We start from the raw sequence: 12,608 nt of genomic DNA, 5'->3' as shown, positions 1-12,608 counted from the left end.
TTTTCCGGCGCCTTCATGCGTGCAACGATGCTGGGGTGAGCGACCAGAAGAGCACCGAGCGTCAGCACCTGCCGTCCGTGATCCACGAGGGGCTTCCCACCCAGTTGCCGGACATCGATCCCGACGAGACGGCCGAGTGGTTGGCCAGCTTCGACGCCATGCTGGACGAGAAGGGGCGAGAGCGCGCCCGCTACCTGATGCTGCGGCTGCTGGAGCGGTCCCGGGAGAAGCAGGTGGGGGTCCCGGCCCTGCGCTCGACCGACTACATCAACACGATCCCGCCCGAGCGCGAGCCCTGGTTCCCCGGTGACGAGGAGACCGAGCGCCGGATCCGGGCGTTCATCCGCTGGAACGCCGCGGTCATGGTCTCCAGCGCCAACCGCAAGGGGCTCGAGGTCGGTGGCCACATCGCCACCTACCAGTCCGCGGCCAGCCTCTATGAGGTCGGCTTCAACCACTTCTTCCGCGGCAAGGACCACCCCGGTGGCGGCGACCAGGTGTACATCCAGGGTCACGCCTCCCCCGGCATCTACGCGCGCGCCTTCCTCGAGGGCCGGTTGACCCAGGAGCAGCTCTACCGCTTCCGCCAGGAGGTCCAGCACGGCCCCGGCGCCGGCTTGCCGTCGTACCCGCACCCGCGGCTGATGTCGGACTTCTGGGAGTTCCCGACGGTGTCCATGGGGCTCACGGGCATCAACTCGATCTACCAGGCCCGCTTCAACCGCTACCTGCAGAACCGAGGCATCAAGGACACCGAGCAGCAGCACGTCTGGGCCTTCCTGGGCGACGGCGAGATGGCCGAGCCGGAGTCGCTGGGCGCCATCCGGGTAGCGGCCCGCGAGGAGCTCGACAACCTCACCTGGGTCATCAACTGCAACCTCCAGCAGCTCGACGGACCCGTCACCGGCAACGGCAAGATCATCCAGGAGCTGGAGGCCAACTTCCGCGGCGCCGGATGGAACGTCATCAAGGTCATCTGGGGTCGGGACTGGGACCCGCTGCTGGCCCGCGACGTCGACGGCGTGCTGGTCAACCGGATGAACACCATCCCGGACGGCCAGTTCCAGACCTACCACTCCGAGGGCGGCGCCTACGTCCGCGACCACTTCTTCGGAGTGGATCCCAGGCTGCGCAAGCTGGTGGAGCACATGAGCGACCAGCAGATCGAGAAGCTGTCCCGCGGCGGTCACGACTACCGCAAGGTGTACGCCGCCTTCGACGCGGCCAGCAAGCACGTCGGGCAGCCCACCGTGATCCTGGCCCACACCATCAAGGGCTGGACGATCGACGCGCTGGAGGGCAAGAACGCCACGCACCAGATGAAGAAGCTCACCCCCGCGGACCTGAAGAAGTACCGCGACCGGCTCTACCTGCCGATCAGCGACCGCGACCTCGAGGAGTCCTACGACCGCACGGGGGGCGCACCGTTCTTCCACCCCGGCAAGGACGCGCCGGAGATCGAGTACATGCTCGAGCGCCGCAAGGCCCTCGGTGGGGCCATCCCCCGCCGGGTGGACCGGGCCAAGCCGCTCACCCTGCCCGGCAAGGAGGCCTACGCCGACCTGAAGCAGGGCTCGGGGAAGAACCAGGTCGCCACCACGATGGCCGTGGTCCGCCAGCTGCGCGACTGGATGAAGCACCCCGACATCGGCAACCGGATCGTCCCCATCGCCCCCGACGAGTACCGGACCTTCGGGATGGACTCGATGTTCCCGAGTGCCAAGGTCTACAACCCCGGCGGCCAGCAGTACGACTCCGTGGACCGCAAGCTGCTGCTGGCCTACAAGGAGTCCCAGTCCGGTCAGATGCTGCACGAGGGCATCTCCGAGGCGGGTGCCATGGCGTCGGCCACGGCGGCCGGCTCTGCGTACTCCACGCACGGCGAGCACATGATCCCGTTCTACATCTTCTACTCGATGTTCGGCTTCCAGCGCACCGGCGACTCGATCTGGGCGATGGCCGACCAGCTGGCCCGCGGCTTCCTGATCGGCGCCACGGCGGGTCGTACGACGCTGACGGGCGAGGGCCTGCAGCACGCCGACGGGCACTCGCCGCTGCTGGCCGCGAGCAACCCGGCGGTCGTGCACTACGACCCGGCGCTGGCCTACGAGGTCGCCCACATCATGGAGTCGGGGCTGAACCGGATGTACGGCCCCGACGCCGAGAACGTGATCTTCTACCTGACCGTCTACAACGAGCCGATCTCCCAGCCCGCGGAGCCCGAGGACGTCGACACCGAAGGGATCCTGCGCGGCATCCACCGGGTCGGGGTCGCCGAGGGCGACGGCCCGCGGGTCCAGCTGCTGGCCTCCGGCGTCGGCTGGCCCTGGATCGACAAGGCTGCTGCGCTGCTGCGCGAGGACTGGGGCGTCGCCGCGGACACCTGGTCGGTCACCTCGTGGAACGAGTTGGCCCGCGACGGCGTCTCGGCCGAGCAGTGGAACCTGTTGAACCCCGGCGAGCCGCGCCGTACGGCGTACGTCACCGACAAGCTGCAGGGCGCCCCCGGCCCGGTGGTCGCGGTGTCGGACTACATGAGCGCGGTCCCGCTGCAGATCGCCCGCTGGGTGCCTGCCGACTACCGGGTGCTGGGGACCGACGGCTTCGGCTTCGCCGACACCCGTCCGGCGGCCCGACGGTTCTTCCAGGTCGACGCGGAGTCCGTGGTGGTCCAGGCCCTGCAGGCCCTGGCCGACGCCGGCGAGATCAGTGTGGACAAGGTGGTCGAGGCGGCCCGGCGGTACCGGATCGACGACCCGACGGCTGTCGCCGACGTACCCCAGGAGGGCGGGGACGCCTGAACCGCTCAGGCTCCGGTGTCCCGCACGTGGGGCACCGGGGCGACCGGGTTGATCGGGGACCGGCCCGCCTCCGCCTGCAGAGGCGGGCGGGCGGCGCCTGCCTTCAGCACCCGGCGCCACTGACTGCGGGAGTGCGGGCGCACGGGGGTGGTACGGATGAAGTCGTCCACGATCTGCACGAACCGCTCGGGGTGGTCCTTGTGCGGGAAGTGCCCGCAGTCGTCCAGCACCTCGACCCGGGCGCTGGGCGCCAGGACACCGGCGTTGGCCGCGTGCCTCACCGGGATCACGTGGTCGTCCCGTCCCCAGACCACGCACATCGGCACCTGGCTGGTCAGGTAGGCCCGGTCCGCCATGGTCACCACCTGCCCCTTCAGGTCCACGACCGCCCGCACCACGTGCCGGGTGGCCGTGCGCGCCCGGCGGTCGGCGAAGGACTCGTAGACCGCGGCCACCTCGTCGAGGTCCCGGGTCCGCGGCAGCCCCGTGCTCGACAGCAGCCGCAGGAAGGTCCCTGAGGCGTGTCGGACCCCGGGCAGGGTGAGCACCCCCATCACCTGGTGGAACCCCGGGAGAGTGATCGCCCGGATCACCGGCGTGACCTCCGGGCCAAGACCGCCCGAGGCGACCAGCACGATCCGCTCGGTCCGCTCGGGGTACTGGTAGGCGAACTGCATCGCGACGCCGCCGCCGAAGCTGTGCCCGACGACGGTCACCTTCTCCACCCCCAGCACAGTGAGCAGGTCCCGCATCCCGTTGGCGTAGCCGCCCAGGCTGTAGTCCGCGCGCGGCTTGTCCGAGGCCCCGTGTCCCAGCAGGTCGGGTGCTATCACCGTGTACGACGTGGCGAGGGACTCCAGGACAGGCAGCCACGTCCGGTGGTCGCAGCCCAGTCCGTGCAGCAGCAGGAGCGCGGGACCGGAGCCCATCATCACGTAGGCACGCCGGTGCCCGTGGAGCTCGACGTAGGAGACTTCGTACGCGCTGGTCATGGTGCGGCACCTTCCGATGGCGACTTGTGATCGGATTCAACCAGGCAACGACACCGCCCTCGTAGGCTCACCAGGCCTCGTAACCCGATCGAAACCTGGACCGAGCGTCGACTAGCCTCCACGTGTGACCCACGGCGCAGGCTCGGACCCTCTCGCGGACCGCGATCGCGTGGTGACCTCGCTGTCCCGCGCCTCCGGAGCACTGAGCACCGGTGCCATGGCGCGCATGGAGTCGGAGATGCCGTGGTTCCGCGAGCTCAGCGCGGCTGACCGGTCGTGGGTGGGCCTGATCGTCCAGGCCGGCATCAAGGGCTTCGTCGACTGGCTGGGTGCCGCTCCCGCCCCGCACGAGCAGGGCCCGGCTGGGCACGCGCTGGCCACGATCGTCTTCGGGGCCGCGCCTCGGGAGCTGGCCGGTGTCATCAACCTGCAGCAGACGGTCGAGCTGATCCGACTCAGCATCGACGTCGTGGAGTCGAACATCGACGCGCTGCTATCCCCCGCCGACTCCCCCGCCGTCCACGAGGCCGTCATGCGCTACGCCCGCGAGGTCGCGTTCGCGACCGCCGAGGTCTACGCGCGGGCGGCCGAGTCGCGCGGAGCCTGGGACGCTCGCCTGGAGGCCCTGGTGGTGGACGCGGTGATCCGCGCCGAGCCCGACGAGGCGCTGCTCTCGCGGGCCAGTGCCCTGGGCTGGGGGATCCACGGCGACGTCGCGGTGGTGCTGGGTCCCGTCCCGCTCGCGCGGACCGACAACGACGCTTTCGAGGAGGTACGCCGGCTGGCCCGGGCCGCCGGCATGGACGCGCTGTGCGCCACCCAGGGCGACCGCCTGGTGGTCGTGCTGGGCGGTGTCCGGGACGCGCGTGCCGCGGCGACCCGCATCGTCTCCATGTTCGGTGCCGGACCCGTCGTCGTGGGCCCGGTGACCGCGGGGCTGGAGTTCGCCCACGTCTCCGCACGTGCCGCCCTCTCGGCCCAGCGCGCCGCCTCGGGGTGGCCGAGCGCCCCCCGTCCGGTGACGAGCGAGGAGCTGTTGCCCGAACGGGCGCTGGCCGGGGACGGCCATGCCCGCCGACACCTGGTGGAGGAGGTCTATCTCCCGCTGTGCGCCGCCAAGGGCCTGGCCGAGACGCTGGCGGTCTACCTGGACCAGGGCTCCTCGACCGAGGGCGCCGCGCGGGTGCTGTTCGTGCACCCCAACACCGTGCGGTACCGCCTGCGCCAGATCGCCGACCTCACCGGGCTGAGTCCCACGGCGCCGCGAGAGGCGTTCACCCTGCAGATCGCCCTCGTGCTAGGACGCCAGTCAGGTCGTTGAGGGGCGCGACTTTGTGGGAACCCCACAAAATTGTCGGTTGATCTTTCGTGCTGGCCCGAGCAGAGAAGCTCGCCACGAACGGGCACAGTGGTGGCGTGCTCGTCATCGTCGCCCCCGGCCAAGGGGCCCAGTCCCCCGGATTCCTCGCTCCCTGGATCGAGGACCCGGTCTTCCGCGCCCGCTTCGAGTGGCTCTCCACCGTGGCGGGACTAGACCTCGTGCGGCACGGGACGCTCTCGGACGCCGAGACGATCCGGGACACCCAGATCGCCCAGCCGTTGCTCGTGGCCACCGGCCTGGTCGCCGCCCTGGAGCTCTTCCCCCACCCGTCCGACGCGTTCCGGCGCATCGGCGCGGTCGCGGGCCACAGCGTCGGGGAGCTGACCGCGGCGGCGGGCGCACGCGTCATGACCGCTGAGCAGGCCATGGTGCTGGTGCGGGAGCGGGGCCGGGCGATGGCGGACGCGGCCGCGGTGCGCCCGACCGGGATGACCGCAGTCCTCGGTGGCGACCGCGAGGAGGTGCTGGCGACGCTGCAGTCCCTCGGCCTGACCGCCGCCAACGACAACGGTCCGGGCCAGATCGTGGCCGCGGGCACCACGGAGCAGCTCGCCGCGCTGGCGCAGGCACCGCCGGCGAAGGCACGGCTGATGCCGCTCAGCGTCGCGGGCGCCTTCCACACCTCGCACATGGCGCCCGCGGTGAGCCACCTCGCAGGACTGGCCCGTTCGGTGTCCACCCACGACCCGCGCACCCGGGTGATCTCCAACCGGGACGGCAACGTGGTCCACGACGGCCGCGAGGTGCTGGCCCGCATCGTGGGCCAGATCGCCCACCCCGTCCGGTGGGACCTGTGCCTGGACACCATGACCGACCTGGGTGTCACCGGCATCTTGGAGATGCCTCCCGCGGGCACCCTGACCGGCATCGCCAAGCGAGCCCTGAAGGGCGTCGAGACCTTCGCCCTCAAGACCCCGGAGCAGCTGGACGAGGCCCGGGCCTTCGTGGAGCGGCACGGGGAGCCTTCCCCGATCGACCTCTCCCCCACGTGGCGGATGGTGGTGGCCCCCGTCAAGGGCACCTTCCACCGGTCCCGGGAGGCCGCCGGCGCGGTCGCCCTGGCCGCGGGCAGCATCATCGGTGACGTGGCCAGCCTGCGGGACCGGCTGCCCGTGGCGGCGGCGCACGGCGGTCAGGTCGTCGAGTGGCTCGTGGAGGACGGCGACCTGGTGTCGCCGGGCCAGCCGCTGCTGCGCCTGCACCCGGAGTCCCCCTGATGCCCCTGGCAGCGCTCACCGGCGCACCGCACGCCCGGATCCTCGGTCTGGGTGCCTACCGTCCGGCTCGGGTGGTGTCGAACTCCGAGCTGGTGGCGGCCATCGACTCCAGCGACGAGTGGATCCAGCAGCGCTCCGGCATCCGGCAGCGCCGGTTCGCCTCGCCCGAGGAGACGGTCCAGGCGATGGGGGTGGCGGCCTCGCGACAGGCACTGGAGAGGGCTGGGATCGCGCCGGAGCAGATCGACTGCGTCGTCGTCGCGACCATCAGCCACCTGCTGCAGACCCCGGCCGTGGCCACCGCCATCGCGCACGAGATCGGCACCCAGCAGGCCGCGGCCTTCGACATCTCCGCCGCGTGCGCCGGCTTCTGCCACGGCATCGCCCTCGCCTCCGACCTGGTCCGCGCAGGGACCGCCTCCCACGTGCTGGTGGTCGGCGTGGAACGACTCAGCGACCTCACCGACCTGGAGGACCGCGGAACCGCCTTCATCTTCGCCGACGGCGCGGGTGCGGCCGTGGTCGGACCCAGCAACACCCCCGGCATCGGGCCCGTGGTCTGGGGCTCGGACGGCGAGCAGTTCGACCTGATCCGCCAGCGTGAGGACTGGCGCGAGGTCGTCGGCACCGCGCTCACCCCGGGCAGTGGCGTCATGCCGCACCTGACGATGCAGGGCAGCGCCGTGTTCCGGTGGGCCTCCTTCACGATGGCCAAGATGGCGCAGCAGGCCATCGACCGCGCGGGGATCAGCATCGACGACCTGGACGTCTTCGTGCCTCACCAGGCCAACATGCGCATCATCGACGCCATGGCGCGCGCGATGAAGCTCCCCGAACGGGTCCGGATCGCCCGGGACGTCGCCGAGCAGGGCAACACCTCGGCCGCCTCGGTCCCGATGGCCCTGGCCCGGATGATCGAGGAGGGGGAGGCTCGCTCCGGCGACCTGGCCCTGCTCATCGCCTTCGGCGCCGGTCTCGCCTACGCCGGTCAGGTCGTCGTCGTGCCCTGACCTCGCGTCGGCACCAAGCCCACGAGCGCTCACCCAGGCCCACCCACAGTTCGACCCAGCAAACCCACCAAGAGAAGGAAGCACATGGCCACCACCGAAGAGATCCGCTCCGACCTCGCCGAGATCGTCAACGAGGTCGCAGGCATCGAGAACGACGACGTCCAGCTCGACAAGTCGTTCGTCGACGACCTCGACGTCGACTCACTTTCCATGGTGGAGGTGGTCGTCGCCGCCGAGGAGAAGTTCGGGGTCTCGATCCCCGACGACGAGGTCAAGAACCTCAAGACGGTCGGCGACGCCGTCGCGTTCATCGAGCGCGCGCTGGTCTGACCCACCTGGGCCGGTGGTGCACCACACCACCGGCCCAGACCACCTCCCCTCTACCGAACGGAACGCTGAACCATGACCTTGCGTCGCGTCGTCGTCACCGGCCTGGGCACCACCAGCCCCCTGGGCGGTGACGTGCCCACCACCTGGCAGGCCATGCTGGCCGGTCAGTCCGGCATCCGCCCGCTCGAGGACGAGTGGGCCCAGGAGATGCCGGTCAAGATCGCCGGTCGGGTAGCCGTCGAGCCCTCCGAGGTGCTGGAACGGGTGAAGGCACGACGCCTGGACCGATCCAGCCAGTTCGCGATGATCGCGGCGCGGGAGGCCTGGGCGGACTCCGGCCTCGACGCCGCTGCCCCGGACCCCGAGCGGCTGGGCGTCGCCATCGCGTCCGGCATCGGCGGCGTCACGACGCTGCTGGACAACTACGACGCACTGCGCGACCGGGGCCCCCGGCGGGTCTCGCCACTGGCGGTCCCGATGCTGATGCCCAACGCTCCGGCAGCCAACGTCTCCCTGGCGTTCGGCGCCCGGGCGGCGGTGCACGCGCCCACCTCCGCGTGCGCCTCGGGCAACGAGGCGATCTCCATGGCGATCGACCTGATCCGGCTCGGCCGTGCCGACGTGGTCCTGGCGGGCGGCACCGAGGCGGCCATCCACCCGCTGCCGATGGCGGCCTTCGCCAACATGATGGCGCTCTCCAAGAGCACTGCCGATCCCACGAAGGTGTCCCGTCCCTGGGACAACGGCCGTGACGGCTTCGTGCTCGGCGAGGGCTCCGGCGTACTGGTGCTGGAGTCCGAGGAGCACGCCAGGGCGCGCGGCGCCCGCGTCTATGCCTACGCCTTAGGAGCCGGCATCAGCAACGACGCCCACGACATCGCACAGCCCGACCCGGAGGGGCGGGGCGGCACTCGAGCCATCCGCCAGGCCATCGAGGCCGCGGAGATCTCCCCCTCCGACGTCAAGCACGTGAACGCCCACGCCACGTCCACCCCGCTCGGCGACGTGGCCGAGGGGCTGATGCTCCACACCGTGCTGGGCTCGGCGGTCACCGAGTGCGTCGTGACCAGCACCAAGTCCATGACCGGCCACCTGCTCGGCGGCGCTGGAGCCCTGGAGGCGGTGGCGACCGTCCTGGCCCTGCACGAGCGCATGAGCCCCCCGACGATCAACCTGGACGACAAGGACGAACGCGTGGACCTCGACATCCCCACCGCCCCTCGACCGCTGCCGACCGGCCAGATCGCGGCGCTGAACAACTCCTTCGGCTTCGGCGGCGCCAACGTGGCCGTGGCCTTCGGCAGCGCTGGAGGCGACCAGTGACCCCGGTGCCCGGAGAGGCACCCCCGGCCGCTGCGGAGCACGGGACGGCTGGGCAGGGGACGGCCAGGAACGCCACCAAGGTGCCTCGGGCGCAGGACCCGCGCCATCCGGGCCACCGGCTCACCGCCTTGTTCGACGAGGGCACCACCACGTTCATCAGTGCCGACGACGACTCCGGCATGCTGGCCGCCGTCGGTCGGGTGCACGGATCCCCGGCTGTGGCGTTCTGCTCCGACGCCACCGTGATGGGTGGCGCCATGGGGGACGTCGGGTGCCGGGTCGTCGTCGACGCCTATCACCGCGCCCTCGCCGACGGGGTACCGATCATCGGCCTGTGGCACTCGGGCGGGGCGAGACTGGCCGAAGGCGTCCTGTCCCTGCACGCGGTCGGGCGCATCTTCCACGCCATGACGCAGGCCTCCGGCAAGATCCCACAGGTCTCGGTGGTGCTGGGCCCGGCCGCCGGGGGCGCGGCCTACGGACCCGCGCTGACCGACGTGGTGATCCTCGGACCCGAGGGACGGATCTTCGTGACCGGGCCCGACGTGGTCCGCTCGGTCACCGGGGAGGACGTCGACATGCTGCGCCTCGGCGGGCCCGAGCCGCACGGGCGTCGCTCGGGCGTCGTGCACATCCTTACCGACTCCGAGTCCGAGGCCCTGGACCGCGCTCGGGGCGTGACCCACCTTCTGGGCACCCAGGGCATGCTGGAGCAGCACGCCGTGTCCGACACGGACCTGGCTGCCCTGCTGCCGGAGTCGCGCAAGCGCGCCTACGACGTTCACCCCCTGGTAGAGGCGGTCCTGGACGAGGGCACCGCCCAGGAGCTCCACGCGCGCTGGGCGCCCAACATCGTCACGACCCTGGGGCGCTTCGGCGGTCGCACGGTGGGCGTGGTGGCCAACAACCCGCTGCGGCTCGGAGGCTGCTTGGACTCCCTCTCCGCGGAGAAGGCGTCGCGGTTCGTCCGGATGTGCGACGCGTTCGGTGTGCCTCTCATCGTGCTGGTGGACGTCCCGGGATACCTGCCGGGCGTGGGCCAGGAGTGGGACGGCGTGGTACGTCGGGGCGCCAAGCTGCTGCACGCGTTCGCGGAGTGCGTCGTCCCACGGGTGACCCTGGTGACGCGGAAGAGCTACGGCGGCGCCTACATCGCCATGAACGCCCGCTCGCTGGGGGCCACCCGGGTCCTGGCCTGGCCGGGGGCGGAGGTGGCTGTCATGGGCTCCGTGGCCGCGGTGCGCGTCCTGCACCGGCGCAAGCTGGCAGAGGTGTCGGTGGAGATCCGACCGCGCGTGGAGGCCGAGCTGGCAGCCGAGCACGAGACCATCGCCGGCGGCGTGGAGCGGGCCGTGGAGATCGGGGTGGTGGACGAGGTGGTCGAGCCGTCCCGCACCCGCACCGCCATCGCGGCGGCCCTGGAGCGCGAGGTCTCAGAGGCCGGTGTCCGTCGCGGGAACCACGGCAACATCCCGCTCTGACGGCCCGCGGTCACCGTGCTGCACGACGGTGGCGGCCCCGGCCAGGAACGACGTAAAGCCCGCCTCCCGGGACTCGGGAGGCGGGCTCTCGACGTCGGGGTGCTCTACCCCTGCGCGGTGGTCCTGGTCAGACGACCTGGTGCAGCCAGCGGACCGGGGCGCCGTCGCCGGCGTGCCGGAAGGACTCCAGCTCGTCGTCCCAGGGCTTGCCCAGCAGCTTGTCGATCTCCAGCAGCATGGTCGTCTCACCCAGAGCGGCCTTGACGACGGCAGCCTTGAGCCGGTCCTCGGGAATCATGATGTCCCCGTGCAGACCGGTCACGGCGTGGAAGACGCCGAGCTCGGGCGTGAACGAGTAGCGCGCTCCCTCCGTGGAGGCAGTCGGCTCCTCGGTGATCTCGAAGCGCAGGTGGTTCCAGCCACGCAGGGCAGACGCCACTGCGGCAGCCGACCCCGCAGCGCCGGACCACGACAGCTCGGCACGGTAGGTGCCGGGCTGAGCGGGCTGTGGGATCCAGTCCAGGTTCACGACAACGCCAAGCACGCCCCCGACGGCCCACTCGATGTGTGGGCACAACGCGGACGGCGTTGAGTGCACGAACAGAATCCCCCGGGTCCCAGGTCCGTTCGGGCGGGGTGCAGTGCGTGTGGTCACCGTGACCTCCTTCATTCCCGGCGCGAGCTACGCCTTCCCCAGCGGTCTCGAACAATAGGAACGATGGTGCAAGTGACACGTATGTGGTTTGTGAAGCAATTGTGACTGATGAATGGTCACTTTGCCAGCGTTGGTCGTGACGACACGCCGATCGCCACGACCGACTGCGCCTCAGCCCAAGCGTCGCTCGAGCGCATCGGCGCGCTCGGCGGCGTCGGTGATCTCGTCGGAGTCGATGGCATGCGCCCGGTGGAACCACGCCAGCGCGTCACTCTCGCGGCCGGCGAACTCCAGCGTGTCCGCGTAGGCGTAGCGCAGCCGCACCACCCAGTGCGCTCGGCTCTTGGACAGCAGGGGGGCGAGCTCGAGCGTGCGCAGGGCCGCGTCGAGCTGACCCATGTCACGCCGGGCCCCAGACTCGACCAGGGTCATCTCGGCCTTGGCCTCGGGGGCGAAGTTGGCCACCGAGGGCGACTTGGCGAGCTTGAGTGCCTGCTCGGGCTGACCCAGGGCACGGTGGCAGTCCGCCATGATCGGCAGGTACTCCGTGGCACCGTTCATGCGCTTCGCGGCACGCAGCTCGGCCAGCGCCTCGGCGTAGTGCCCCGCGGCGTACGCCGTCTCCCCCGTCGCCTCACGCACGACGGCCAGGCGCGAGGCCCGGGCGCGAGCAGCGAGACAGTGCTGGTAGGCGGTCTCGGGGTCCTCGTCGATCAGTGCTCCTGCGGCCGCGAGATGCCGGGCCACCCGGGCTGCGAGCTTCTCCGGCAGACCCTTGAGCTGGGCGGTGACGGAACGGTCGAGCTCGGCCCCGGTGATGTCCTCGGGCAACGGCGGACCGTCGTACTCAGCCTGGTCGGTGGTGCGGGGAGCACGCTCCTCGCGGTCACGTCGAAACTCCGGGCGTGAGTCGGACCCACGCCCGTCCCGACCACCACGCGGCGCCGCGCGGCCTCCGCGGGAGTCCGGCTTGCCGCCACGGGAGTCAGGCCTGGAGCTGCGGCTCTCAGGCTTGCCGCCACGCGAGTCGGGCTTGCCACCGCGACTCTCGGGCTTGCCGCCACGGGAGTCCGGCCTGGCACCGCCGCGAGCGGGAGGCTTGCTACCCGAGCGCTCGTCAGACCTACCACCGGATGAGGGAGTGCCGCCACGACCGGCGGGCTTGCCTCCACGGGCCGGCGGCTTGCCGCCGGTACTCGAACCGCGCGCGGGGCGCTGGCTACGACGTTCCTCGGCCACGAGATCCACCTTCTTGTTCTTCGTCGTTCGCAGGTCAGATGCAGAGAGCATCGACCAAATGGCGCAGAGGCCACCCTAATGGGTGGCCTCTGCGGAGTGTATGTCCGGCGGCGTCCTACTCTCCCACAGCCTCTCGGTTGCAGTACCATCGGCGCTGAAAGGCTTAACTTCCGGGTTCG

Annotated in this window: 10 protein-coding genes and 1 rRNA gene; 7 read left to right on the top strand and 4 right to left on the bottom strand. The window is 71.1% G+C overall.

Features of this window, described 5'->3' with window-relative positions; all coding sequences use genetic code 11:
• The first annotated feature begins 35 nt into the window (after positions 1-35).
• Complete coding sequence (gene aceE / locus C5H89_RS06545) at positions 36-2,801, top strand: pyruvate dehydrogenase (acetyl-transferring), homodimeric type (RefSeq protein WP_104106250.1); 2,766 nt, start codon at positions 36-38, stop codon at positions 2,799-2,801.
• Between the two features lie 5 nt (positions 2,802-2,806).
• Here aceE and C5H89_RS06540 read toward each other — a convergent pair whose 3' ends face one another.
• Entirely contained in the window at positions 2,807-3,793 is a 987-nt protein-coding gene (locus C5H89_RS06540; protein WP_104106249.1) for an alpha/beta fold hydrolase, read from the bottom strand.
• Positions 3,794-3,917: 124 nt separating this feature from the next.
• On the opposite strand from C5H89_RS06540, the gene C5H89_RS06535 reads away from it, so the two are divergent.
• The 6 genes from C5H89_RS06535 to C5H89_RS06510 all read left to right on the top strand — a co-directional run bounded on the left by C5H89_RS06535 (position 3,918) and on the right by C5H89_RS06510 (position 10,535).
• The gene (locus C5H89_RS06535) at positions 3,918-5,114 is read left to right on the top strand and encodes a helix-turn-helix domain-containing protein (protein ID WP_240181741.1); all 1,197 of its coding nucleotides are present in this window, start codon (positions 3,918-3,920) and stop codon (positions 5,112-5,114) included.
• A 95-nt stretch (positions 5,115-5,209) separates the two neighbouring features.
• Positions 5,210-6,391, top strand: a complete 1,182-nt coding sequence (locus C5H89_RS06530) for an acyltransferase domain-containing protein (RefSeq protein ID WP_104106802.1) — start codon at positions 5,210-5,212, stop codon at positions 6,389-6,391.
• A complete protein-coding gene (locus C5H89_RS06525) occupies positions 6,391-7,401 on the top strand; it encodes a beta-ketoacyl-ACP synthase III (protein ID WP_104106248.1) in 1,011 nt (336 codons plus the stop codon). The genes C5H89_RS06530 and C5H89_RS06525 overlap by 1 nt, the downstream gene beginning before the upstream one ends.
• 84 nt (positions 7,402-7,485) lie before the next feature.
• Positions 7,486-7,731: an acyl carrier protein gene (locus tag C5H89_RS06520; RefSeq protein WP_101524817.1), complete on the top strand. Its 246-nt coding sequence runs from the start codon at positions 7,486-7,488 to the stop codon at positions 7,729-7,731.
• Between the two features lie 72 nt (positions 7,732-7,803).
• Positions 7,804-9,054: a beta-ketoacyl-ACP synthase II gene (gene fabF, locus C5H89_RS06515; protein WP_104106247.1), complete on the top strand. Its 1,251-nt coding sequence runs from the start codon at positions 7,804-7,806 to the stop codon at positions 9,052-9,054.
• A gap of 80 nt (positions 9,055-9,134) precedes the next feature.
• Positions 9,135-10,535, top strand: coding sequence for a carboxyl transferase domain-containing protein (locus C5H89_RS06510; protein ID WP_205304950.1), 1,401 nt, complete (start codon positions 9,135-9,137; stop codon positions 10,533-10,535).
• Positions 10,536-10,662: 127 nt separating this feature from the next.
• Here C5H89_RS06510 and C5H89_RS06505 read toward each other — a convergent pair whose 3' ends face one another.
• The 3 genes from C5H89_RS06505 to rrf form a co-directional block, all read right to left on the bottom strand.
• The gene (locus C5H89_RS06505) at positions 10,663-11,205 is read right to left on the bottom strand and encodes a DUF3145 domain-containing protein (RefSeq protein WP_101524819.1); all 543 of its coding nucleotides are present in this window, start codon (positions 11,203-11,205) and stop codon (positions 10,663-10,665) included.
• A gap of 156 nt (positions 11,206-11,361) precedes the next feature.
• Positions 11,362-12,021, bottom strand: a complete 660-nt coding sequence (locus C5H89_RS19335) for a hypothetical protein (protein ID WP_240181740.1) — start codon at positions 12,019-12,021, stop codon at positions 11,362-11,364.
• A 510-nt stretch (positions 12,022-12,531) separates the two neighbouring features.
• Positions 12,532-12,608: ribosomal RNA gene (gene rrf, locus C5H89_RS06495) — 5S ribosomal RNA — on the bottom strand; the annotation flags it as partial.

The organism is Nocardioides sp. 616, assembly GCF_002930065.1.
In the GTDB taxonomy this organism is placed as follows: domain Bacteria; phylum Actinomycetota; class Actinomycetes; order Propionibacteriales; family Nocardioidaceae; genus Nocardioides; species Nocardioides houyundeii.
The sequence above is the reverse complement of the archived record's forward strand: the minus strand, read 5'-3'. Positions and strand labels throughout refer to the sequence as shown.

Bases quoted from the DNA above. Each gene is read 5' to 3' on its own strand.
- C5H89_RS06540 (WP_104106249.1), bottom strand. From the start codon at position 3,793: ATGACCAGCGCGTACGAAGTCTCCTACGTCGAGCTCCACGGGCACCGG.
- C5H89_RS06525 (WP_104106248.1), top strand. From the start codon at position 6,391: ATGCCCCTGGCAGCGCTCACCGGCGCACCGCACGCCCGGATCCTCGGT.
- C5H89_RS06520 (WP_101524817.1), top strand. From the start codon at position 7,486: ATGGCCACCACCGAAGAGATCCGCTCCGACCTCGCCGAGATCGTCAAC.
- fabF (WP_104106247.1), top strand. From the start codon at position 7,804: ATGACCTTGCGTCGCGTCGTCGTCACCGGCCTGGGCACCACCAGCCCC.
- C5H89_RS06505 (WP_101524819.1), bottom strand. From the start codon at position 11,205: ATGAAGGAGGTCACGGTGACCACACGCACTGCACCCCGCCCGAACGGA.